Source organism: Kitasatospora indigofera (genome assembly GCF_014655955.1).
Taxonomy (GTDB): Bacteria; Actinomycetota; Actinomycetes; order Streptomycetales; family Streptomycetaceae; genus Kitasatospora; species Kitasatospora indigofera.
This window is the reverse complement of sequence record NZ_BNBO01000072.1, coordinates 1-22817: the sequence shown is the minus strand read 5'-3', so window position 1 is coordinate 22817 and position 22817 is coordinate 1. Positions and strand designations below refer to the sequence as shown.

Here is a 22817-nt window from a genome sequence, read left to right as displayed (position 1 = left end):
TGCAGCCGGTGCACGGCAGGTGGTGCGCGGTACCGGTCCGGGCGAGCCGTTCGACACTCGGGGCGGGCGGTGGTGCGCGGGCCGGGAGCAGAGGCACCCGGATGGCGCACCACACTAACGGCTCTCGACGGTGCCGGTGTCAGCGGTGTCGGTGCAGAGGGGGCCGGGAACGCAGGAGCGCCCCACCATGTGGTGGGGCGCCGGCGCAACTGTCGTGGTGGTCGGCGGGCCGCTGGCCGCGGTGGACGCCGCCGGGTCCGGGGCCTGGTCGGCTCAGACCGCGCTCTTCTTGAGCCGCCGGCGCTCGCGCTCGGAGAGACCACCCCAGATCCCGAACCGCTCGTCGTTGGCGAGGGCGTACTCCAGGCACTCGGAGCGGACCTCGCAGGCGAGGCAGACCTTCTTGGCCTCCCTGGTGGAGCCGCCCTTCTCCGGGAAGAAGGACTCGGGGTCGGTCTGGGCGCACAGTGCGCGCTCCTGCCAACCGAACTCCTCCTCTTCCTCCTCGATGCCCTCACCGATCAACAGCTCAAAGAGCTCGCTCATGTGGCGCGCCTCCTCTGCCCCTCTTGGCGTCCCCGTGTTGCCGCTGCTGAGTGCGGCTGAACGACACGAGTGAAATTACAGTTGCGTCACTCTGGCCCAGTCAAGCCGAGCTCTGGTATTGGGTCCAGGATTCACTCCCCGGCACCAAGCCGTTACGAATAGTGTACATATCCGGACATAGGGAACATGTCGCCCGGATGCCGCTGAACCATCCGCAACCGTCTACCCGCTGAGCCCTGGTCGCCAAGGGCCGCCTCGATCTTGACCTTCCCTCACGGGGAGGGACGTCCGTCGGCCGGCCAGGGTTCCGGGGGACCGGCTCCGGGTGCGGGTACCCGTCCGAACCGGTCATCGGGCTGCCTTCCCGGCGATCTTCACATCGAAACATAGAGGGTGATTTATCACCCCATTCGGTGGTTCATGGGGTCTGCCCACCCAATGTCCGGTCCCGCAGGTTGACACACGCACCCCTCTTGCGGTCTCCTTGCTCTCATGTCAGAGTCCGCCGCCCCCCGGAGCCGCCAGGCCGAGCTCCGCCGTGCCGCGCACTCTTTCCGCTGTTGTCGCCTCTGTTCCTGCTGTATCTAGGCGCTCGCGTCCCACCGCGCGCCGCCCAGGACCACAGAGGCCGCCCGCGCGCTCCCGCCCCAGGACCCCCGCGGATCCGGCTGATCCCCGTTCGAACCAGCCGTAGTCCGAGGACGATCCCATGCGAATGAACCGCATCCGCAAGCGGAACCGCGACCGCAACAAGCACGCCCGCCGGCCCCAGGCCGCCCTCCCCGTCCTGCTTCCGTCGCCCCTCCTCCCGTCGCCCGCCCCGGAGCCCGTCCACCCCTGGGCCGACGGCCTGAGCGACGTCTCGATCGCCGGCGACCCGCTGGCCTTCCCGCACCTGGCCCGCACCGACCTGCCCCAGCACCCCACCACCGTCGCCGGCTACGCGCAGCTCGTCCGCGAGATCGCCGCCGACCGCGACCGCTGGGAGCCGCTGGTCCGCTACGACGCGCTGACCCGCTGGTACGCCCGGCTGGAGACCGGCCCCGGTTACGAGGTCTGGCTGCTCAGCTGGCTGCCCGGCCAGAGCAGCGGCTTCCACGACCACGGCGACTCCTCCGGCGTGATGACCGTCGTCGGCGGCGAACTCGTCGAGCGCTCGCTCACCCACGCCGGCGAGGGCGCGCGCACCCTGCGCCCGGGCGGGCAGCGGGTGTTCTCCTCCGGCTACCTGCACGAGGTGGTCAACGCCTCGCTCGAACCCGCCGTCAGCATCCACCTCTACTCGCCCGGCCTGACCGAGATGCACCAGTACGGCGCGCCGGTCGTCCCCGAGACGCAGCCCGTCAAGCGCGACGGCGGGCCCGCGCGGCACAGCGCGGACCCGGCCGCCGCCCACTGACGCCCCGTCCGCCTGGCAGGATGGGCGCATGCGCATCGTGGCACTGGCAGGCGGAATCGGCGGAGCGCGCTTCCTGCGCGGCCTCAAGGAGATCGTTTCCCCCGCGGACGAGATCACCGTCGTCGGCAACACCGGCGACGACATCCACCTCTTCGGGCTGAAGGTCTGCCCGGACCTCGACACCGTGATGTACACCCTCGGCGGTGGCATCCACGAGGAACAGGGCTGGGGACGGGCCGACGAGACCTGGTCGGTCAAGGACGAGATGAAGGCGTACGGCGTCGGGCCCGAGTGGTTCGGGCTCGGCGACCGTGACTTCGCCACCCACATCGTCCGCACCCAGATGCTCGGCGCGGGCTACCCGCTGAGCGCCGTCACCGAGGCGCTGTGCGACCGCTGGCAGCCCGGCGTGCGGCTGCTGCCGATGAGCGACGACCGGGTGGAGACGCACGTCCGGATCACCGACGAGCAGGGCCCCCGGGTGGTGCACTTCCAGGAGTACTGGGTGCGGCTGCACGCCGCCGTCGCCGCCGAGGCGATCGTCCCGGTCGGCGCCGACACCGCGAAGCCCGCGCCCGGCGTGCTGGAGGCCCTCGCGGCCGCCGACGTGATCCTCTTCCCGCCGTCCAACCCGGTCGTGAGCATCGGCACCGTGCTGGCCGTGCCCGGGATCCGGGAGGCCGTCCGCGCGGCGTCCGCGCCGGTCGTCGGGCTCTCCCCGATCATCGGCGGGGCACCGGTCCGCGGCATGGCCGACAAGGTGCTCGCGGCCGTCGGCGTCGAGGCGACCGCCGACGCGGTGGCGCTGCACTACGGCTCCCGGGCCGCCGAGGGCCTGATCGACGGCTGGCTGGTCGACACCGCCGACGCCGCGTCGGTGGCCGCCGTCGAGGCGGCCGGCATCAGCTGCCGGGCGGTCCCGCTGCTGATGACCGACACCGGGGCGACGGCGGCGATGGCCCGCGAGGCGCTGGCGCTGGCCGAGTCGGTCCGCCGGTGAGCCTGCACATCCTGCCCGTCACCGGCCTGCCGGAGATCGACGCGGACTCCGACCTCGCCGAACTGATCGCCAAGGCGGGCGACTTCGAGGACGGCGACATCCTGCTCGTCACCTCCAAGATCGTCAGCAAGGCGGAGGGCCGGCTGCTGCGCGCCGCCGACCGCGAGGCCGCCATCGACGCCGAGACCGTCCGGGTGGTGGCCCGGCGCGGCCCGGCCCGGATCGTCGAGAACCGCAACGGCCTGGTGATGGCCGCCGCCGGCGTGGACGCCTCCAACACCGCCCCCGGCACGGTGCTGCTGCTCCCCGAGGACCCGGACGCCTCGGCCCGCGCCCTGCGCGCCCGGCTCCAGCAGCTGACCGGCCGCCGGCTCGCGGTCGTCATCACCGACACCTTCGGCCGGCCCTGGCGCAACGGCCTGACCGACGTCGCGATCGGCGCCGCCGGACTGCCCGTGCTGGAGGACCACCGGGGCCGCACCGACAGCCACGGCAACGAGCTGGCGATGACCGTCACCGCCACCGCCGACGAGCTCGCCGCCGCCGGCGACCTGGTCAAGGGCAAGGCCACCGGCACCCCGGTCGCCGTCGTCCGGGGCCTGGCCGGCCTGGTCACCGCCGAGGACGGCGCGGGCACCCGCCCGATGGTCCGGGCGGCCGCCGACGACATGTTCCGGCTCGGCACCTCCGAGGCGCTGCGCCAGGCCGTCACCCTGCGGCGCACCATCCGCTCCTTCACCGCCGAGCCGGTGGACCCGGCGGCCGTCCGCCGGGCGGTGGCCGCCGCGGTCACCGCGCCCGCCCCGCACCACACCACGCCCTGGCGCTTCGTCCTGCTGGAGAGCCCCGAGGTCCGCACCCGGCTGCTGGACGCGATGCTCGCCGCCTGGCAGCGTGACCTGCGCGAACTCGACGGCTGGGACGACGCGAAGATCGCCCGCCGCACCGCCCGCGGCAACGTCCTGCGGGACGCGCCCTACCTGGTGGTCCCCTGCCTGGTGATGGACGGCTCGCACGCCTACCCCGACGCCCGCCGGGCCGCCGCCGAACGGGAGATGTTCACCGTCGCGATCGGCGCCGCCGTGGAGAACCTGCTGGTCACCCTGACCGGCGAGGGCTACGGCTCGGCCTGGGTCTCGTCCACCATGTTCTGCCGGGACACCGTCCGGGCCGTCCTCGACCTCCCCGCCGGCTGGGACCCGATGGGCGCCGTCGCCGTCGGCCGGCCCGCCGAGCCCCCGCGCGAGCGGCCGACCCGCAGCGCGGACGCCTTCGTCACCGTGCGCTGACCCCGGGAGGTGCCCCCGCCCGCGGGCGGCGCCCCCGGGACCGGACCGGCCCCTCACCGCCCCCGGTGGTCGTTCGGCGCCAGCCGCGGGCCGTAGCGCGGGGCGTGGCCGGCGGTGGCCAGCAGCAGCCGGCAGACCCGGTGGCGCTGCGGGCGGTAGGGCTCCAGCAGGGCCAGCATCTGGGTGTCGTCGCTGCGGGGGCGGCCTGCCAGGGCCCAGCCCACCAGGTTCGGCAGGTGGAAGTCGCCGACCGAGACCGCGTCCGGGTCGCCGTTGCTGCGCTGCAGGGTCTCGGCGGCCGTCCAGATGCCGATCCCGGGCACCGAGGTCAGCCGGGCGAAGGCCTCCTGGTGGGCGAGGCCGGAGGCCTCCTCCAGCCGGGGCGCCAGCCGGGCCGCGCGCACCACGGTGGCCGAGCGCTTCGGGTCGACGCCGGCGCGGTGCCACTCCCAGCTGGGCAGCATCGCCCACTCGCGGGCGGACAGCGGCACCCGCATGCCCTCGGCCGGCCCGGGGGCCGGGGTGCCGAAGTCGCGCAGCAGGGAGCGCCAGGCGCGGTACGCCTCGTCGGTGGTGACCTTCTGCTCCAGGACCGCGGGGACGAGCGACTCCATCACCAGCCCGGTCCGGCCCAGCCGGGCCCCGCCGAGCCGCCGCTGCGCGTCCCGCAACGGCCCCGGCGGCAGCACCAGCGCGGCCGGGTCGTCCTCCGCGCCGAGCAGCGCGGGCAGCCGCTCAAGCAGCCACCCGGCGCCCGGCCCCCAGGCCCGCGCCTCGACCTCGCCGTCCGCCGGGCGGCCGAGCACCCGCAGGGTGCCGATCCCGGCCGGGGTGCGGGAGGCCCGCCAGACGGCGCCGTCGCCGGTCCGGCGGTACGAGGGGTCGGCCGGGCCACGGCGCAGCGGCAGCAGGGCGCGGCCCGGTTCCACCGGGAATCCCGGCCGCCAGCGCCGTACCGCCTCCTCCGTCACCGCAGCCGCCTCCTGTGTGCCGGGCCGCCCGCCGGCCCCGCTCCGCTGTCCCGCCGGGTCGCCTTCGCCGACCATGGACCTATGAACGATACGCGGCTGCCGGAGCTGTCCCACGCCGACGAGAGCGCCGTCCGCGGGCTCTACCACCGGGTGCTGGACGGCTGGAACATGTGCGACGGATCGGCCTTCGCGGGGCCGTTCGCCCGTGACGGCGAGGCCATCGGCCTGGACGGGAGCCGGTACGCCGGGAGGTCCGGCATCGCCGCCGAGTTCGGCCGGATCCTCGCCGAGCGCGAGCCGGCGGAGTACGTGGCGAAGGTGCGCCGGGTCCGCCCGCTGGCCCCCGGGGCGGCGCTGCTGGACGCGGTCGCGGGCATGGTGCCGCCGGACGCCGTCGACATCGATCCCGCGCTCAACGCGCTGCACACGGTGATCGCGGTGAACCGGGGCGCCGGCTGGCGGATCGCGCTGCTGCAGCAGACCCCGGCCGTCTTCCACGCGCGCCCCGACCTGGCCGAGGCCCTCACCGCGGAGCTGCGGGCGCTGGCCGCCCGGACCCCCGGCCCGGCCGGCTGAGCCCGTCCCGACCGGGCCGTCCCGGCGCGCGGCGGCGCCGCCGAACGGCCTCAGGCGTCGGCGCGCGACGGGTGCGCGCGCCGTCCGCGGGACCTTCCGCGCCCGCCGTCCGGGCGCCCGGCGCGCCGCGGGACGGCCTGGTGCCCAAGATCACATCCGCCGGACGGCGCCCCGGGCCCGGCCGGGCACCGTTTCTGACGCGACGCCGCTTCTCGGGGGGCCCGTCACCCCTCCCGGTGGCGACCCCCTAGGCCGTAGGCTGGGGCGCACCATGACTGCGCCTTTCGCTGCCGATGCCCGCACCCCTGTCGAGCTGCTGCACGCATATCTGCGAGGTGGCACTCCCGCTGCGGATCCCTCACTCCCGCTGGTCACCTTCTACGACGACGCGACCGGCGAGAGAGTCGAACTCTCCGCCCGGACCTTCGACAACTGGGTCGCCAAGACCGCCAATCTGCTCCAGGACGAGCTGAACGCCGGGCCCGACGACCGCGCCTCGCTCCTCCTGCCCGCCCACTGGCAGAGCGCCGTCTGGCTGCTCGCCTGCTGGTCGGTCGGGGTGACGGCCGCCCCCGGCGGCGACCCCGCCGACGCCGACCTGGTGGTCAGCGGCCCGGACGGCCTGGAGGCCGCCCAGGCCTGCACCGGCGAACGGGTGGCCCTGGCGCTGCGCCCGCTCGGCGGGCGCTTCCCGCAGCGGCCGGACGGGTTCCTGGACTACGCCGCCGAGGTGCCCGGCCAGGGCGACCGCTTCGCGCCGTACTCCCCCGTACCGCCGGACGCCCCCGCGCTGGAGACCACGGTGGACGGCCTGCCGCTGAAGCTCACCGGCGAGCAGACCGTCCAGCTGGCCCGCGAGGGCGCGGCCCGCCTCGGCATCGGCCCCGGCGACCGGGTGCTCTCCACCCTGAGCTACGAGGACTGGTCCGGCCTGGAGGCCGGTCTGCTGGCTCCGCTGGCGGCCGGCGCCTCGGTGGTGCTGTGCCGCAACTCCGGATCGCTGACGGCCGATCAGTGGGAGAAGCGGACCGACTCCGAACGGGTGACTCTGCGCCTGGGGTGACCCGGCGCCCCCCGGCCCGCGGGTAGGCATCCCTGCCATGGCCGAGGACGAGCACACCCAGGACTCCCCGACTTCGGACTCCCCGGCCCCGTCCGGACAGAAGAAGCCCGCCCGAGGGCGCCGGCGATGGCTGCTGATCATCGCCGGCGCCCTCGCCCTCGTCCTGACGGCCTGCGGCGCGCTGGTGTGGATCGCGTACCGCAAGCTCGACGGGAACATCAGGACGGACACCGCGACCCAGCGGCTGCTGGCCGAGCTGGAGGCCGAACGCCCGAGCCGGACGGCCGGCGCCCGGGGCGCCGAGAACATCCTGCTGATCGGCAGCGACGACCGGACGGGAGCCAACGCCGCGTACGGCGCGGCCGGCGGACGGCGCTCCGACACCACGATCCTGCTGCACATCGCGGCCGACCGGCGGCACGCGACGGCCGTCAGCATCCCGCGCGACGTGATGGTGACCGTCCCCTCCTGCGAGCTGCCGGACGGGACCCGGACCGGCACCCGGCTGGTCCAGTTCAACGCGGCCTTCGAGACCGGCGGGCCGGCCTGCTCGATCCGCGCCGTGGAGCAGCTCAGCGGCATCCGGATCGACCACCACATGATCCTGGACTTCACCGGGTTCAAGACGATGGTGGACGCGGTGGGCGGGGTCGAGGTCTGCGTCCCGCAGCCGATCCACGACAAGGACGCCAAGCTCGACCTGCCGGCCGGGCGGCAGACCCTGCGCGGCGAGCAGGCCCTCGGGTACGTGCGGGCGCGCGAGAGCCTGGGGGACGGCAGCGACACCCAGCGGATGGGACGTCAGCAGCAGTTCCTGGCCTCGCTGATCCGCAAGGTCCAGTCGCAGGGGGTGCTGCTGAACCCGGCCCGGCTCTGGCCGGTGCTGGACGCGGCCACCTCGTCGGTCGAGGCCGATGAGGGCCTGTCCTCGCTCGGCGCGCTCTACGACCTGACCTGGGACCTGCGCTCGATGCGGCCGGCCGACGTGGTCTTCCTGACCGCGCCGCGCCGCCCCTACCGGCCCGACCCGGACCGCGACGAGTTCGTGCAGCCGCAGACCACCCAGCTCTTCACCGAGCTGCGCGAGGACCGGCTGCTCACCGTCCGGCCGCCGGGCTCGGGCACCGGGGCCTCACCGAGCGCCGGGGCCGGCCCCGGCCGGGCGGCCTTCGGGGCGGCGGCCTCCCCGGGCCCGAGCGCCTCGCCCGTCTTCGAGGGCCGGACGGCCGACACCGACGGCTGCGTCATGCACTGAACACGTTCCGTACCGGAACGGTCCCGCCAGGAGTTCGTCAGCCGGGCGGGCGGAAATCCCCGAAAGAGTCCATTTCCTGAAGTCACGGGCGGCGTTCCGACGGAATGTCCAGGGCTTTGTCCGTGAATGCCCGGAATAAAGGACATGGCGGAGATCACAGTCTGTTCAAACCCCCCGCCGGGCTCGTCTAGGGTGTCCGGGTCGGCCACGAACCACGTGGCCTCCACCGCGCCGGGGAGGGAGACAGCCGTGCAGGGAACCCCGCAGGAGGTCGACCCCGCCGACCGCTGGGTGCTGGACCCGGACACCGGGCAGTACCGGCTCGACCTGAACCCGCGGGTGCCCGGGCCGCGCACCGCGCCCTCGGACACCCGGCCCTCGGACACCCCGCCGCCGGGCGGCCGGGCCGCCCGCCGTCGCGGTGCCGACGCCGCCCGGGGCCGCCGGCGCCGGGCGCTGAAGTGGACGGCCGGGGCCGCCGCGCTCGTCCTGGTGGCCGGCTGCGGCGGCGCGCTGTACCTGTACGAGCACTTCAACAACAACATCACCGCCGTCAAGGTGCAGCTGGGCGACGAGGCCGAGCGCCCGCAGCCGGCCGGCGACGCGATGAACATCCTGGTGCTGGGCACCGACAGCCGCGAGGGCCTGGGGAGTTCGTACGGTGACGCGGGCAGCACCGGGCACGCCGACACCACCCTGCTGTTCCACATCGCCAAGGACCGCAGCAACGCGACCGTGCTGAGCATCCCGCGCGACCTGATGGTGAGCATCCCGGACTGCCAGAGCGGCGACAAGCGGATTCCCGGCGAGGCCCGGGCGATGTTCAACACCAGTCTCGGCCAGGACGGCCGCGATCCCGGCTGCAGCTGGAAAACCGTCGAAAAGCTGACGGGCATTCGGGTCGACCACTTCGTCATGGTGAACTTCGACGCGGTGAAGACGCTCTCCACCGCCGTCGGCGGCGTGGAGGTCTGCGCCGCCAAGGACATCAACGACCCGGATTCCCACCTGCGGATGACCAAGGGAAAACACCTGGTGCAGGGTGACGAGGCGCTGGCCTTCGTCCGCACCCGGCATGCCGTCGGCCTCGGCGGCGACCTGACCCGCATCCCGCTCCAGCAGCAGTTCCTGAGCTCGATGATCCGGGCGGCCAAGAGCGGTGACACCCTGACCAGCCCGGCCAAGCTGTGGAACCTGGCGAACGCCGCCACCAAGGCGCTGACCGTCGACTCGGGGCTGAACACCGTCGACCACCTGAAGGACCTCGCGCTGGACGTGAGCAAGGTGGACACCAAGCACATCACCTTCGCCACCGTGCCGGTGCTGGACGACCCGCAGGACAAGAACCGGCTGGCGCTCAAGCAGCCGGACGCCGGCCGGCTGTTCTCGATGGTGGCCGGCGACCGCTCGCTGACCGACGCCACGGCCCCGCAGTCCCCCGCCGCCGGACCGGCCACCGCCGCCCCGGCGCCCTCGGCGGCCGCCGCCCCGGCGGTCGCCCCCGGGACGGTGCCGGTCACCGTGCGCAACGGCACCGGGACCCCGGGACAGGCGCAGCAGACCGTCGACCGGCTGCGGGCCGCGGGCTTCACCCGGGCGGTCACGGCCGCCAACGCCACCGCGACGGCGGCCAGCTCGATCGGCTACCCGGCCGCCCGGGCCGGCCAGGCGGCGGCGCTGGCCACCGCCCTCGGGCTGCCGGAGACGGCACTCAAGGCGGACCCCCGGGCGGGGGCGAAGGACCCGCTGGTCGTGGTGCTCGGCAAGGACGCGACCGGCGCCGCCGCGGCCGCCACCGCACCCGGGACGGCGCCCGCGGAGGCCCCCGAGGACCTGCAGCGGGTCGAGGCGGACGACGCGGGCCTCTGCGCGAAGTGACCGCCCCGAAATTGTTCTGACTATGTAACACATCCGATCATCCGTCGTGACCTCGGGTAGGTTCCCACCCGGACGGCCCATCGGGGGCCGTGGTCGCGAGGGGTGGCGCACCGCCATGGCAGTACACGCACCGGCCAGGCCGGGCCACCGCCGCAGGCAGGCCGCCGAACGCCCGGCCCGGCGCCGCTGGCTCCGGCCGGTGGCCCTGGCCACCGGCCTCACCCTGGTCGGCGGCTGCGCCGGCGCCTACCTCTACATCCGGCACCTGGACGCCAACATCCAGCACGCGCCGCTCGGCGCCGGCAACGCGCCGCCGCCGGGCGGCGCCGCCGACGAGCACGGCCGGACGGCGATGAACATCCTGATCATCGGCACCGACAGCCGGAAGGACCTCGGCGGTGCCTACGGCGACCGGCAGAACGTCGGCGAGGGCAACAACGACGTCAACATCGTGCTGCACGTCTACCCCGACCGGCGCTCGGCCGTCGCGCTCGACCTCCCCCGGGACACCCTGATCGACCTGCCCGCCTGCAAGGACCCGCAGAGCGGCCGGACCGCCCCGGCCGTCAGGCACCGCCCGCTCAACGAGGCCATGGGCCGCGGCGGACCCGGCTGCGTGCAGGACACCGTGCAGTCCGTCACCCGGTTGAAGATCGACCACTTCGCGGTGGTCAACTTCCAGGGCGTCAAGGACCTCACGGACGCCGTGGACGGCGTGGACGTCACCCTCTGCCGGCCCATCAAGGACAGCGACTCGCACCTCGACCTGCCCGCCGGCCTCAGCCACCTGACGGGCGAGCAGGGCCTGCAGTTCGTCCGGACCCGGCACGCCGTGCAGGACGGCACCGCGGTCGGCCGGTTCTCGATGCAGCGGGACTTCCTCTCCGCACTGCTGCGCAAGCTCACCGACCGGGGCACCCTGCTCGACCCGACCAAGGCCTTCCCGGTGATCGAGGCCGCCACCCGGTCGATCACCGTGGACGACGCGATAGCCGGCACCACCAAGCTGGTCGGGCTGGCCTCCGAACTGAAGGACATCAAGCCGGCCGAGGTGGCCTTCGCCCAGCCGCCGGTGGAGTACACGCAGGACGATCCGGACCGCGAGCTGAGGCAGAAGGACCGCCTGGTCCAGCCGGCCGCCGACCAGTTGTTCGCCCTGGTCCGCGCCGACAAGTCGCTCACCGGCGGCCCCGACCGGGCGCCGGACCCGGCCGCCGGCGCGGGGGCCGGCACCGCGCCGGCCGCCTCGGCCCCGGCCGCCGCACCGCCGGCGGACCAGCCCGCCGCTCCGTCCACGGTCGCCGTGAACGTGGTCAACGGGGTCGGCACCCCGGGCCTGGCCACCTCGGCGCAGAAGACCCTCGCCGGGCTCGGCTACCCGGTCACCCTCGGCCACAACACCCCGCAGCCGGTGGCCGCCAGCACCGTGCGCTACGGCCAGGCCGACCGCAAGGGCGCCGCCGAGGCCGTCGCCAGGGCGCTCGGCCTGCCGGACTCCGCCGTCGCCGTCGAGGGCGGCGGCCGGAGCGTCCTGGTCACCCTGGGCGCGGACTACCGGGCCGGCGCCCCTGGCGCGGCCGCCGGGCCCGCGCCGGTGCCGACCGCCGTGCCGAGCGACGCCTCGGTGCACACCGGCGACGAGACCGCCTGCTCGGGCGGCGCCAGGTTCGGCACCTTCGTCCGCTGAGCCGGCGCGCCGACAGCCGGCGGACGGGCGCCGCCGGCCGGGCCGGGATCGGTCCGCCCACTGTCAGCGCGCCCGCCGTCGGCGCGCCTGCGGTCAGCCCGTCTCGGCCGCGGTCACCGCGCTCGTGCTGCCGGCCGGGCGCCGGCTGGCGATCACCTTGCGGGCCAGCGACCGCGGCGAGGTCAGGAAGCCGAAGCCCCAGCTGAGGTGCATGGTGGCGAAGGCCACCGGCAGCTGCACGCGGGCCTTGAGGGAGAGGCCGCGGCCCTCCGTCACCGCTCCGCCGACGATGGCGAGCAGGTAACCGCCCGGCAGCACCAGGAAGGCGGGGTGGACGGCGCTGAGCGCGAGGCCCAGCACCACGCCCAGGAAGGCGGCCGGCGGGGCCAGGTACCGCAGGTTGACCGAGCCCCGGTGGTAGCGGGTGACGACCCGCCGCCAGCGGCCGTAGTCCTTGTACTGCTTGGCCAGCGCCCGCACGCTCGGGCGCGGCCGGTAGGTGACCCGCAGCTGCGGGGTGAACCAGATCAGGCCGCCGTCCTGGCGGATGCGGTAGTTCAGCTCCCAGTCCTGGGCGCGGATGAACTCCTCGTTGTAGCCGCCGAGCCGCTCCAGCACCTCCCGGCGGAAGACGCCCAGGTAGACGGTGTCGGCCGGGCCGGCCAGGCCGCCGGTGTGGAAGGCGGCGTTGCCGACGCCGATCTTGGACGTCATGGCGGCGGCGACCGCCTTCTCCCACTCCGTCTCACCCTCGGCGAACATGATGCCGCCGACGTTGGCGGCCTCCATCTCGCCCAGCAGCCGGACCGCCGTGCCGATGTACCCGGGCGTGAGCAGCCCGTGGCCGTCGACGCGCACGACTATCGGATGGCTGGACCCGCGGATCGCGGCGTTCAGCCCGGCCGGGGTGCGCCCGGTGGGATTGCGCACCGTACGGACCCGGGAGTCCTCCGCGACCAGTCCGGCGGCGATCTCGTCGGTCCGGTCGCTCGACGGACCGAGGGCGATCACCACCTCCATCGGGCCGGCGTAGTCCTGTTCCAGGATGTGCCGGACGGCGGTGCGAAGGTGTCGTTCCTCGTTGAGCACCGGCATGATCACGGAGACCGCCGGCAGCTCCTCAGCAGCCTTGGTGTTCATCGAGGACAACCGTACCGGTGCAGGTGGGTCGCAGTCTCGTCCCGGTCCCGGGACTCCGGCCGCCCGGCCCGGGCCGGGGCGTTCCGGCGGACGCGTGCCCGCCCCGGCGAGCCCGGCGTGCCCTCACCCGGCCCGGCCGCACGCACGCATACCATCCGGAGGATGCCCTCGTCCCCGTATCCCGCCGCACCCGTGCCGCACCGCCGCTGGGCCCGGCGGCTGGCCGGCGGCGCCGCGTTGGCCGTGCTGGCCACCTCCTGCGGCGGCTGGGCGGTGCTGAACGGGCTCGGGTCCGCGGTCGACCGGGTGGACGCCTTCAGCGGCGACCGGGCCCGCCCCGCCGAGGACGGCGCCACCACCTTCCTGGTGGTCGGCACCGACGACCGGGAGGGCATCCCGGAGGAGACGCTGAAGAACGTCCTGCACGCGGGCGGCAGGTCGTGCCACTGCACGGACACCATGATGATCGTCCAGCTGGCCGCGGACGGCGGCCGGGCCAGCGTGATCAGCATCCCGCGCGACTCCTACGTGGACATCCCCGCGCACCAGGACCAGGCCACCCGCAAGGAGGTGCCGGCCGGCAAGGGCAAGATCAACGCGGCGTACGGGATGGGCGGGGCGCAGCTGGCCGTGCGGACGGTCGAGCAGAACACCGGCCTGCGGATCGACCACTACCTGCAGCTCGACTTCGTCAGCTTCGTCTCCACCGTGGACGCCCTGGGCGGGGTTCCGGTCTGCACCTCCAAGCCGCTCAAGGACGACTACTCCGGCCTGGACCTGCCGGCCGGGACGACCACCCTGGACGGCGCGGGCGCGCTCAAGTACGTCCGGGCCCGGTACGTGGACGGCAGCGCGGACCTCGGGCGGATGCACCGCCAGCACCGGTTCATGGCGCAGCTGCTGCGCCAGGCCGCCGACTCGGGGACGCTCCTCAACCCGGTGAAGCTGGCCCGGCTGACCGACGGCGTGCTCAGCTCGGTCAAGGCCGACAAGGACCTCGACGCCGGCGAGATGGTCACGCTGGCCACCCGGCTGCGGGGCCTGTCCGCCGCGACCACCGACTTCGCGACCGTCCCGCTGGGCGTCCTGGACCACCAGGTGCCGGGCTGGGGCTCGACCGTGCTCTGGGACCAGGCCGGCGCGAAGGCCCTGTTCGACGCCGTCCGGGCCGGACGGCCGCTGGTGGCCGACCCCGCCGCACCGGCGGCCGGGCCCTCGGCACCGGCCCCCGCCGCCGCTCCGTCGGCCACGCCGGTGCCGGTGCCCGCGGTGCCGCCCGAACAGGTGCACGTCCAGGTGCTGAACGGCGCCGGGGTCGCCGGGCTCGGCGCGCGGGTGGACGCCGACCTGCGCCGGGCCGGCTTCGCGACCACCGGCACCCCCGCCAACGCGCCCGGCGGCGAGGCGGCGGCCCGGACGGTCGTCCGCCACGACCCGCGGTGGGACGAGTCCGCGCGCACGCTGGCGGCCGCGCTGCCGGGCGCCGAACTGGTCGCCGTCCCCGGGCTGGGCGGGACCCTCCAGGTGGTGGCGGGCAGCGACTACCAGGGCCCGGCCGCTCCCCCGCCGGCCGCGACGCCCGCCGCGGCCACGCCCTCGGCGTCCGCCGCCGCCCCCACGGCCCCCGCGGCCGCCGTGCCCTCCGGGGCCGCCGCCAACGGCGCCGCGACGGCCGCCGGGATCGCCTGCCCCTGAGCCTGCGGGCCGCCGTCGCGCTGCCGGGGCCGGCCGCTCGCCGGCCGGCAGGCCGTCACGGGGCCGGGCACGCCCCGACGGTCAGAACGCGAACCGGGCGATCACGAACACGATGTAGCCGGTCAGCGCCGCCCGGTTCACCAGCAGCTGGGGGCTGACCAGCCGCTCGCGCAGGGCCGCGCCCGGGCGGCGGGCGGGCCGGTGGGCCGCGGTCGCGATGGCCGTGGCGACCGCCTGCGGGTCGTACGGGCCGCCGAGGTGGCGGCTGAGCAGGCTGGCCGGCCGGCTGCCGATCCGCAGCTCCCGGCCGTCGGTGAGCTGGACGGCGAGGCGGTGCCGGTGCACGGCCGCCGCGTTGACCTTGTCCCACGGGACGAACCGGCGGGTCATCCCGGAGACCACCGCGACCCCGCGCCCGTCGATCGCCGCCTGCCAGGTCAGCGCGCCGGCCGCGGCCAGGAAGAGGGGTATGCCCGCGAGCAGCGGGTGCACCAGCCCGGTGCCCCAGGAGCGCGAGCCGAGCAGGTGCACCAGCACGGCCATCGCCAGGGCCACCAGCGGCCCGGCCGCCAGCCGCAGCGGCAGCGGCATCTCCCAGCGCTGCGGCGGCAGCGGCGGGCCGTCCGCCGGGGTGGCCGCGATCGTCCGGCCGGCCGCTGCGGGGACGGCCGGCCCGTCCTGCGGGTGGTGCCGGTGGCGCGGGCCGCGCCCCGGCGTCAGCACGTCCTCCCGGCAGACCACCGCCAGCCAGTCGGGCTCCGGCCCGGCCATCGGCATCCGCGGCCGGACCAGCAGCTGCGCGTACGGCCCGTCGGGCCCCCGGTAGAGCACCGCGGGGACGGGCCGGCGGGCGGGCCCGGGGGCGGCGGCGTACTCGTGCTCCGCGCCGTCCCCCTCGTCGTACTCCTCGCGGCCGTCGTCGGCGCCGTCCTCGTCGTCACCTTCGTCGTCGTCCTCGTCGTCGCCGTCGCGCGGCACGTCCTCGCGCCAGCCGCGCCGCTCGCTCCACGCGTAGGACTCGGCGGCCCGCAGCCGCCACAGCGGCCGGCCCTCGCCGGTGCCGTCGCCGTCGACCGGCCGGACCAGCAGGCTGCCCCGGCCGTCCGGCTGGACGAGTACGGCGAGCGCCGGCGCACAGGGCTCCCCCAGCCCCCGCCGGATCCGTACCCAGCGGCTCGCCGAGCCCAGCAGCAGGAGGCCCAGCAGGGCCGGCAGCGCTCCGGCGAAGGCGAGGTCGGTCGGGTCGTAGGGCTGGCCCTCGATCACGGCCCGGTCCTCGCCGTCGACCAGCAGCGGCACCGGGTCGCCCACCGCGGGCAGCGGGCTCCACAGGATGTCCGCCTCGAACTCGTGGTCCGGGCGGGCCGCCGCGGGGCGCCCGGCGTCGCCGGTGGCCGCCTCCGCCCGGGCCGCCTCCCCGGCCGGCAGCCGGTAGCCGATCCGGGCGGTGCCGGACGGCCCGTCGACGGAGAGCACGGTGCCCGGGACGCGCGCCGCGCCCTCCGCCCGGTGGTCGCTCTGCGCCTGGCGCACCAGCCCGGTCAGCGCGAGCAGCACACCGGCCGCGACCAGCAGCCGGCCCAGCAGCAGCCGCCCGCCGCGGCGGGCCGGCGGCGGCACCGGGGACGGCACGCCGGCAAGCGTCCAGGGGTAGGGCTCGGGGGTGCCCATCAGGACGTCCAGCTGGTGCCGGGCCCGCCGCCGGCCCAGTTCCGCGCCGATCAGGACGACGGCCAGGAAACCGTGGGCGGCCAGCGCCGTCCAGCGGCAGACCTCGTTCTGCAGGCCGCCGGGCAGGTACCAGAGCCCGGCCGCCACCGCGACCGGGACGAGCGCCAGCCCGCGCGGCCTGGCCAGCAGCAGGATCACCTCGGCGAACACCGAGAAGGTCGCCAGGGCGCTCGGCCAGGACTGCACGCAGGGCTGCGCCGGCGTGCAGGCGCTCGCGACCGGTTCCAGCGCGCTCGCCAGCACGATGAAGGCGACCGGCACCAGCGCCAGCAGGCGGCTGTCCAGTCGCCGCCGCTCCGGCGGCCAGGACGTCCGGGCGGCCCGCCAGCGGGAGGCGGCGGCGGCGGTGAGCGGCGGTGCGGCAGGCAGGGCCGGGGACGGCCCGCCCGGGCCGGGCAGACCGGGGCCGCTCATGTCGGGACTGGGCATGCGTCGATGCTCTCAGGCGGGCCGGGCGGGCCCGGCGAAGGGGTCGGGGCGGACGGCGGCGCGCCCCGGGCACGCCGAAGGGGCCGGATGCGGCGCATCCGGCCCCTGTGTGACGGGAGGTCAGTCCGTGGCGATGGCCGCCAGGACGTTCATCCGGCCGGCCCGGAAGGCCGGGACGAGGGCCGCGAAGAGACCGATCAGCGCCGAGGCGAACAGGGTCGCCACGATGGTGGTGGTCGGCACGGCCAGGGTGGCCAGGCCGTTGCTGGCCAGGACCTTCTGCGAGGTGATGCCCCAGGCGAGGCCGAGGCCGGTGCCGAGGACGGCGCCGAACACGGCGATCACCACCGACTCCAGGCGGATCATCCGGCGCAGCTGGCGGCGGGAGAGCCCGATCGCCCGCAGCAGGCCGATCTCGCGGGTCCGCTCGACCACCGACAGGGCGAGGGTGTTGACCACCCCGAGCACCGCGACGATGATCGCCAGGCCGAGCAGGCCGTAGATCATGTAGAGCAGCTGGTTGAACTGGCCCTGGACCAGCTCCTTGTAGCCCGCCTGGTCCTGGACGGTGAGCTGCGGGTACGCCTTGAGGGAGTCCTCCAGCGCCGTCAGGGTCTTGGCGACGTCCGCGCCGGGCGCGGCCTTGCCGAAGGCCACCGCGGCGAGCTTGAGGTCCGTCTCGGGGACGGCCTTGCCCACGGTGTCGGTGCCGGCGAAGTAGCCGCCGTCGAAGAAGGAGTTGCCCTTGGTGACGATCACGCCGACCGGGACGGACTGGGTCCGGCCGCCGGCGTACTCCACCGTGATCCTGTCACCGACCGCCAGGTGGTGCTCCTTGGCGAAGTCCTCGCCGACCGACATCGCGCCCTGGTTGAGGGATTCGGGCGTGCCCGCCGAGGCGGGGAGCTTGAAGTCCTGGACGAAGGACGGCGTGACGGCCAGGACCGGGGCCTCGGTGGTGGCGCCGTCGGCGGTGGTCAGCACCGCCGGCAGTTCGAACTGCAGGGTGACGTGGTCCATGCCCTCGGTGGACTTGATGCCCTTGACCATGTCCGGGGTCAGCCCGCCCCGGCCGCCGGCGATGATGTAGTCCGCGCCGACCGACTTGTCGACCTGGTCGTTGATGGACTTGGTGGCGGAGGAGGTGAAGACCGAGGCGCCGATCACCAGGGCCAGTCCGATCATCAGCGCGGCGGCCGTGGCGCCGGTGCGGCGCGGGTTGCGCATCGCGTTGCGCTGGGCCAGCCGGCCCGCCGGGCCGAACAGCTTCGGCAGCGCCGCACCGAGCACCCGGACGACGGTGGTGGCCAGCAGCGGGCCGAGGACCACGAAGCCGATCAGGGTGAACACGACGCCCACGCCCAGCAGCTTCCCGCCGGTGGCGGCGGTGTCGGCGGCCGCGGCGGCGACCAGCAGGGCCCCGCCCCCGGCCGTCAGCACCAGGCCCACGGCGGTGCGGATCCGGTTGGCCTTGCCCTCGGCCGGGGTGCCGTGGTCGCGCAGGGCGGCGATCGGGGCGATCTTGCTGGCCCGGCGGGCCGGGATCCAGGCGGCCAGGACGGTGATCACGACGCCGACGCCGTACGCGGCGAGCGGCACGTTCAGGCCGATCTTGAGCTCGGCGCCGGAGAGGTTCATCCCGACGGCCTTCATCAGCTGGATCAGGCCCTCGGCCAGGCCGAGACCGGCCCCGAGGCCGAGGGTGGAGCCGACCACCGCGAGGATCAGCGCCTCGACCAGCACCGACTGGTTGACCTGCCGGCGGCTGCCGCCGACGGCGCGCAGCAGCCCGATCTCCCGGGTGCGCTGGGCGACCAGCATCGAGAAGGTGTTGATGATCAGGAAGCCGCCGACCAGCAGCGAGATCAGCGCGAAGCCGAGCATCGCGTACTTCATGAAGTCGAGGAAGGAGCCGACGTCCTTGTTGTTCTCGGCCTTCTGCTCCTCGGCGGTGAGCACCTTGTAGCCGCTGCCGAACGCGCTCAGGGCGTCGGCCTTGAGCTGCTCGTTGCTGCGGCTGCCGTCGCCGTAGGCCTCGACGGAGGTGTAGGCGGTGGTGCCGAGGAGGTCCTTCTGGGCGGTGGCGGTGTCCATGAAGGCCAGCGCCGCACCGGGGTTGGTGGTCTTGAAGGTGACGATCCCGGAGATGGTGAAGTTGTACGTGCCGCTGGTCGCGACGACCTGCAGCGGGCTGCCGAGGCCGAGGCCGGCCTTCTTGGCGGTGTCCGCGTCCAGCATCAGCTGGTTCTCGCCCTGCGGTGCCTTGCCGGAGGTGATCTCGACCGAGTTGCGCGGGGAGTCCGCCCAGTTGCCGGTGAGGGTGGGGGCGCCGGTGGTCGGGCCGACGGCCTTGTTGTTGGCCGGGTTGACCAGGGTGGCGTCCTCGGTGAACACCTGGCCGACGACGCTCTTCACGCCGGGCAGGGCGGCGATCTTCTCGACGCTCCCGACCGGGACGGTGAGGACCTTGCCGGGCTCCCGGACGTCCTTGCCGCCGAGCTTCGGCGGCTCCTGCTGGAGCGAGATGTCGGAGGCGGTCGAGGCGAACAGCCGGTCGAAGGTGCTGGTGGCGGTGTTGGAGAAGACGAGCGTGCCGGAGACGAAGGCCACCGACAGGACGACGGCGATCAGTGAGAGGATCATGCGCCCCTTGTGGGCGAGGAAACTCCGTAGTGAGGTCTTGAGAAGCATCGGTCGGTATCCCCCGGGCTCAGCTGGTGCGCTTGCCGTCGAAGCGGCGCATGCGTTCGAGGACGGAGTCGGCGGTCGGGGCGTGCATCTCGTCGACGATCACGCCGTCGGCGAGGAAGAGCACGCGGTCCGCGTAGCCGGCGGCGACCGGGTCGTGGGTGACCATGACGATGGTCTGGCCGAGCTCGTCCACCGAGCGGCGGAGGAAGGTCAGCACCTCGGAGCCGGAGCGGGAGTCGAGGTTCCCGGTCGGCTCGTCGCCGAAGATGATCTCGGGGCGGGCGGCCAGTGCGCGGGCCACCGCGACGCGCTGCTGCTGGCCGCCGGAGAGCTGGGTGGGCCGGTGCTTGAGGCGGTCGGCCAGGCCGACGGTCTGCACGACCTGGTCGAGCCAGGCGGCGTCCGGCTTGCGGCCGGCGATGTCCATCGGCAGCGTGATGTTCTCCAGCGCGTTGAGCGTCGGGAGCAGGTTGAAGGCCTGGAAGATGAAGCCGATCTTGTCGCGGCGCAGCTTGGTCAGCTGCTTGTCCTTCAGGCCGGTGATCTCGGTGTCGCCGATCCAGATCCGGCCCTCCGAGACGGTGTCCAGCCCGGCCAGGCAGTGCATCAGGGTCGACTTGCCGGAGCCCGAGGGGCCCATGATCGCGGTGAACCTGCCGCGCTGGATGTCCACGTCGACCGAGTCCAGTGCGGTGACCCGGGTCTCCCCGGCTCCGTACGCCTTGGTCACCTGCCGCGCGGACGCGGCGACGGCGGACGCTCCGCCGGGAATCTGGGGGTCGTACACGGCCGCTGCTGCCGTCGTCACTGGGTTCTCCTAAAGATGTGTGCCCGCCCGTTGCCCCCGAGTCTGTCCCGTGCCGGATGTCCGCGGACATGGTGGCAGGGGGTGTGTGCGACCGGGGGTTAGCCCCACCTCGGTGGTGCCGTTTCCGGTACCGGGTGGGGATAAGGACCACGTTAGGAGTTCTCGGGGAACGTCTCGTCATCCGCCGGGAGGAAGCCGCCCAACCTCAGATGTACGGGAAGCGGGGCCCCTCCCCCTAGGGGTCCCCGCCTCCCGGCTCAGGGTCCGGCCCCGGCGGGCCGCGCCGGTGACGGTGCGTCAGCGGGCGAGTGCGGGCTCCACCCGCTGCTCCAGCGCCAGCGCGAAGCCGTCCACCACCGGCGTGAGCAGCACGTCCGTCTCCCGCTCGATCACGGTGGTGCCGTCCTCGCGGACGGTGATGTGGCGGTCCAGCACGAACCAGCCCTGGGTGATGTGGCCGGCGCCCATCGAGCTGAGCACCGGGCGCAGCGCGTAGTCCACCGCGAGGACGTGCGCGGTGGAGCCGCCGGTGGCGAGCGGCAGGACGGCCTTGCCGGCCAGCGCGTACTGCGGCAGCACGTCCAGCAGGGTCTTCAGCAGGCCCGAGTAGGCGGCCTTGTAGACCGGGGTGCCGATCACCACGCCGTCCGCGGCGGCGAAGAGTTCGAGCGCGGCGGCTATCTCGGGGTGGGAGGTGTCACCGGCCAGCAGGGCTTCGGCGGGCAGGCTGCGCACCTCGAACGGGATCACCTGGTGGCCGCGGCCGGCGAGGCGGGCGTCGACGTGCCGGAGCAGCCGGGTGGTGCGGGAGGTACGGGACGGGGAGCCGGAGACGGACAGGACGACGGCCATGGAGTTCACCTCGGGGCAGGGCGGCGCCGTGGGGAGGCACCGGGCGGGAAGCGGGACCGCGCACCGGCCCGTCGACGGCTCAGGGCCGAGGGCGCACGGTGGCGGGATCAGAGGGTTGCGAGAGGGTTGAACGGTGGCGAGCGGTCAGCCACGACACAGCGAACAGGACACACGCTGAAGGTCGACGTGCCGCCGACGCGTGAGGGTCCATCGCTGCTCCATGCCACTCATGCAAACACGCAGCGTCCGAACCGGTCAAGGTTCGTTCCAGCTGGTGAACATACGCCGGGACGATCCGGGATCTGCATCAAATCGGCTACAAGAGGCCTGGTCGGGCCCCCCGGGGGAGTCCACCGGCCCGGGTTCGGGCATCCTCTCCCACATGAACACGTGGCAGGAGGGCCGCCCGGGCGGCGGTGGCGGGGCGTCGTACGGCGACGGGAACGGCCCGCAGGGGCAGGGTGGCGGAGCGGCCGAGCCGCCGCTGCCGGCCTCGCTGAACCCGCGCGGCCCGGGGGCGGCCGCGCCGCAGCGTCCGGCGCAGCAGTCCGGGTACGGGCAGCAGCCCGCCGGCTACGGCCCGCCGCCGTCGTACGGGCCGCCGTCCGGCTACGGTGCGCCCTCCGGCCAGGGCCCGTCGCAGGGCCAGGGTCAGGGCGCCGAGCCGCCGCGGCCGGGCGGGGTGCCGCCGCAGCGCCCGGGCGGGTCCGGCGGGCCGACAGGCCCCGGCGGCGCCGCGCCGTCCGCCGCGCGCTCCCGCTGGCCGCGTCGCCGCAAGATCAAGGTGACGGTCTTCGCGCTGGTCATCGCCCTGATGGTGACCACCGTCGGCACCTGGTTCTGGGCGGACTCCAAGCTCAACCACGAGAACGTGCTGGCCGACTACCCCGGCAGACCCGCAGCCGGGAAGGGCACCAACTGGCTGATCGTCGGCTCGGACAGCCGTGACGGGCTGAGCGACTCGCAGGAGAACGACCTGCACACCGGCCACGCCGGCGGCAAGCGCAGCGACTCGATGATGATCCTGCACGTCGGGGACAACGGGAACACCCTGATGAGCATCCCGCGCGACTCCTGGGTGCCGATCCCCGAGCACCCCGGCGACAAGGGCAAGACGGTCAAGGCCAGCACCTCGAAGATCAACGCGGCCTTCGCGGCGGGCGGCGGCAAGCTGCTCGCGCAGACCGTGGAGACCAACACCGGCATCCGGATCGACCACTACGCGGAGATCGGCTTCGCCGGCTTCGTGGGCATCGTGGACTCCGTCGGCGGCGTCGAGATGAACATCGAGCAGGACGTCAAGGACAAGGACTCCGGCCTGGACCTCAAGGCGGGCGAGCAGACCCTCACCGGCACCCAGGCGCTGGCCTTCGTCCGGCAGCGCCACCAGATGGCCGACCAGGACCTCGGCCGGATGCGCAACCAGCAGAAGTTCCTCGGCGCGCTGGCCAAGCAGGCCGCCTCGCCGGCCACCCTGCTGAACCCGTTCACCTTCTACCCGCTGGTGAGCTCGGGCCTGGGCACCCTGATCGTGGACGAGGACGCCGGCCTGACCGACCTCGGCTCGCTGTTCCTGGCCATGAAGGACGTCAACGGCGGCGGCGGGAAGAGCATCACCGTCCCGATCGCCAACCCGGACTTCCGCACCCCGACCGGCGAGTCCGCGGTGAAGTGGGACTCGGCCAAGGCCAAGCAGGTCTTCGACGCCTTCAAGAACGACACGGCGGTGCCGGACACCAAGTAGCCCGGACGCGGTCCCGGGAACGGCTGAGGGCGCCCCCTGGTGGGGGCGCCCTCGGGCGTTGCG

General features: G+C 74.5%; 18 protein-coding genes. 10 read left to right on the top strand and 8 right to left on the bottom strand.

Features of this window, described 5'->3' with window-relative positions; translation table 11 throughout:
- Window positions 1-273: 273 nt before the first annotated feature.
- On the bottom strand, window positions 274-546 hold the full coding sequence (locus tag IE329_RS35840; protein WP_073926812.1) for a WhiB family transcriptional regulator: 273 nt from the start codon (window positions 544-546) through the stop codon (window positions 274-276).
- 850 nt (window positions 547-1396) lie between these two features.
- On the opposite strand from IE329_RS35840, the gene IE329_RS35835 reads away from it, so the two are divergent.
- Genes IE329_RS35835 through IE329_RS35825 form a run of 3 tightly spaced genes read left to right on the top strand, consistent with a single transcriptional unit; the run spans window position 1397 to window position 4234 of the window.
- Window positions 1397-1945, top strand: a complete 549-nt coding sequence (locus IE329_RS35835) for a cysteine dioxygenase (RefSeq protein WP_229928032.1) — start codon at window positions 1397-1399, stop codon at window positions 1943-1945.
- Between the two features lie 28 nt (window positions 1946-1973).
- On the top strand, window positions 1974-2945 hold the full coding sequence (gene cofD, locus IE329_RS35830; protein ID WP_190215233.1) for a 2-phospho-L-lactate transferase: 972 nt from the start codon (window positions 1974-1976) through the stop codon (window positions 2943-2945).
- Entirely contained in the window at window positions 2942-4234 is a 1293-nt protein-coding gene (locus tag IE329_RS35825) for a coenzyme F420-0:L-glutamate ligase (protein WP_190215232.1), read from the top strand. Before cofD ends, IE329_RS35825 begins: the two co-directional genes overlap by 4 nt.
- A gap of 53 nt (window positions 4235-4287) precedes the next feature.
- On the opposite strand, the gene IE329_RS35820 is transcribed toward IE329_RS35825, so the two are convergent.
- Window positions 4288-5280 carry a DNA-3-methyladenine glycosylase family protein gene (locus IE329_RS35820; RefSeq protein WP_373311402.1) on the bottom strand — a complete coding sequence of 331 codons (993 nt, stop codon included), beginning with the start codon at window positions 5278-5280 and terminating at the stop codon, window positions 4288-4290.
- A gap of 6 nt (window positions 5281-5286) precedes the next feature.
- Here IE329_RS35820 and IE329_RS35815 point away from each other — a divergent pair, with 6 nt between their 5' ends.
- The 5 genes from IE329_RS35815 (at window position 5287) to IE329_RS35795 (ending at window position 11664) form a co-directional block, all read left to right on the top strand.
- Window positions 5287-5781 carry an SgcJ/EcaC family oxidoreductase gene (locus tag IE329_RS35815; protein ID WP_190215230.1) on the top strand — a complete coding sequence of 165 codons (495 nt, stop codon included), beginning with the start codon at window positions 5287-5289 and terminating at the stop codon, window positions 5779-5781.
- Window positions 5782-6052: 271 nt separating this feature from the next.
- Window positions 6053-6844 carry a TIGR03089 family protein gene (locus IE329_RS35810; protein WP_190215229.1) on the top strand — a complete coding sequence of 264 codons (792 nt, stop codon included), beginning with the start codon at window positions 6053-6055 and terminating at the stop codon, window positions 6842-6844.
- A 37-nt stretch (window positions 6845-6881) separates the two neighbouring features.
- Complete coding sequence (locus tag IE329_RS35805) at window positions 6882-8099, top strand: LCP family protein (RefSeq protein WP_190215228.1); 1218 nt, start codon at window positions 6882-6884, stop codon at window positions 8097-8099.
- Between the two features lie 249 nt (window positions 8100-8348).
- The gene (locus IE329_RS35800) at window positions 8349-9977 is read left to right on the top strand and encodes an LCP family protein (protein WP_229928031.1); all 1629 of its coding nucleotides are present in this window, start codon (window positions 8349-8351) and stop codon (window positions 9975-9977) included.
- A 115-nt stretch (window positions 9978-10092) separates the two neighbouring features.
- On the top strand, window positions 10093-11664 hold the full coding sequence (locus IE329_RS35795) for an LCP family protein (RefSeq protein WP_190215226.1): 1572 nt from the start codon (window positions 10093-10095) through the stop codon (window positions 11662-11664).
- A 93-nt stretch (window positions 11665-11757) separates the two neighbouring features.
- On the opposite strand, the gene IE329_RS35790 is transcribed toward IE329_RS35795, so the two are convergent.
- On the bottom strand, window positions 11758-12804 hold the full coding sequence (locus IE329_RS35790; protein ID WP_190215225.1) for a glycosyltransferase family 2 protein: 1047 nt from the start codon (window positions 12802-12804) through the stop codon (window positions 11758-11760).
- A gap of 162 nt (window positions 12805-12966) precedes the next feature.
- Between IE329_RS35790 and IE329_RS35785 the strand changes: the two genes are divergently transcribed.
- Window positions 12967-14499 (top strand): LCP family protein, encoded by a 1533-nt coding sequence (locus IE329_RS35785; protein ID WP_190215224.1) that lies wholly within the window; start codon window positions 12967-12969, stop codon window positions 14497-14499.
- A gap of 81 nt (window positions 14500-14580) precedes the next feature.
- On the opposite strand, the gene IE329_RS35780 is transcribed toward IE329_RS35785, so the two are convergent.
- From IE329_RS35780 to IE329_RS42135, 5 genes are all read right to left on the bottom strand, one after another.
- A complete protein-coding gene (locus IE329_RS35780) occupies window positions 14581-16659 on the bottom strand; it encodes a hypothetical protein (RefSeq protein ID WP_190215223.1) in 2079 nt (692 codons plus the stop codon).
- 120 nt (window positions 16660-16779) lie between these two features.
- Window positions 16780-19302 (bottom strand): ABC transporter permease, encoded by a 2523-nt coding sequence (locus IE329_RS35775; RefSeq protein WP_229928030.1) that lies wholly within the window; start codon window positions 19300-19302, stop codon window positions 16780-16782.
- 67 nt (window positions 19303-19369) lie between these two features.
- Window positions 19370-20158, bottom strand: coding sequence for an ABC transporter ATP-binding protein (locus IE329_RS35770; RefSeq protein ID WP_190215221.1), 789 nt, complete (start codon window positions 20156-20158; stop codon window positions 19370-19372).
- Window positions 20159-20455: 297 nt separating this feature from the next.
- Window positions 20456-21010: an NADPH-dependent FMN reductase gene (gene ssuE / locus IE329_RS35765; RefSeq protein ID WP_190215220.1), complete on the bottom strand. Its 555-nt coding sequence runs from the start codon at window positions 21008-21010 to the stop codon at window positions 20456-20458.
- Window positions 21011-21154: 144 nt separating this feature from the next.
- On the bottom strand, window positions 21155-21232 hold the full coding sequence (locus IE329_RS42135) for a putative leader peptide (protein ID WP_354536922.1): 78 nt from the start codon (window positions 21230-21232) through the stop codon (window positions 21155-21157).
- Between the two features lie 160 nt (window positions 21233-21392).
- On the opposite strand from IE329_RS42135, the gene IE329_RS35760 reads away from it, so the two are divergent.
- On the top strand, window positions 21393-22754 hold the full coding sequence (locus IE329_RS35760; RefSeq protein ID WP_190215219.1) for an LCP family protein: 1362 nt from the start codon (window positions 21393-21395) through the stop codon (window positions 22752-22754).
- Window positions 22755-22817 lie beyond the last annotated feature (63 nt).

What these genes read in the sequence shown, in the direction of transcription:
- IE329_RS35815 (WP_190215230.1), top strand. Translation starts at nt 5,287, where the DNA reads ATGAACGATACGCGGCTGCCGGAGCTGTCCCACGCCGACGAGAGCGCC.
- IE329_RS35780 (WP_190215223.1), bottom strand. Translation starts at nt 16,659, where the DNA reads ATGCCCAGTCCCGACATGAGCGGCCCCGGTCTGCCCGGCCCGGGCGGG.
- IE329_RS35790 (WP_190215225.1), bottom strand. Translation starts at nt 12,804, where the DNA reads ATGAACACCAAGGCTGCTGAGGAGCTGCCGGCGGTCTCCGTGATCATG.
- cofD (WP_190215233.1), top strand. Translation starts at nt 1,974, where the DNA reads ATGCGCATCGTGGCACTGGCAGGCGGAATCGGCGGAGCGCGCTTCCTG.
- IE329_RS35760 (WP_190215219.1), top strand. Translation starts at nt 21,393, where the DNA reads ATGAACACGTGGCAGGAGGGCCGCCCGGGCGGCGGTGGCGGGGCGTCG.
- IE329_RS35820 (WP_373311402.1), bottom strand. Translation starts at nt 5,280, where the DNA reads ATGGTCGGCGAAGGCGACCCGGCGGGACAGCGGAGCGGGGCCGGCGGG.
- ssuE (WP_190215220.1), bottom strand. Translation starts at nt 21,010, where the DNA reads ATGGCCGTCGTCCTGTCCGTCTCCGGCTCCCCGTCCCGTACCTCCCGC.
- IE329_RS35785 (WP_190215224.1), top strand. Translation starts at nt 12,967, where the DNA reads ATGCCCTCGTCCCCGTATCCCGCCGCACCCGTGCCGCACCGCCGCTGG.
- IE329_RS42135 (WP_354536922.1), bottom strand. Translation starts at nt 21,232, where the DNA reads ATGGAGCAGCGATGGACCCTCACGCGTCGGCGGCACGTCGACCTTCAG.
- IE329_RS35805 (WP_190215228.1), top strand. Translation starts at nt 6,882, where the DNA reads ATGGCCGAGGACGAGCACACCCAGGACTCCCCGACTTCGGACTCCCCG.
- IE329_RS35810 (WP_190215229.1), top strand. Translation starts at nt 6,053, where the DNA reads ATGACTGCGCCTTTCGCTGCCGATGCCCGCACCCCTGTCGAGCTGCTG.
- IE329_RS35795 (WP_190215226.1), top strand. Translation starts at nt 10,093, where the DNA reads ATGGCAGTACACGCACCGGCCAGGCCGGGCCACCGCCGCAGGCAGGCC.
- IE329_RS35775 (WP_229928030.1), bottom strand. Translation starts at nt 19,302, where the DNA reads ATGATCCTCTCACTGATCGCCGTCGTCCTGTCGGTGGCCTTCGTCTCC.
- IE329_RS35840 (WP_073926812.1), bottom strand. Translation starts at nt 546, where the DNA reads ATGAGCGAGCTCTTTGAGCTGTTGATCGGTGAGGGCATCGAGGAGGAA.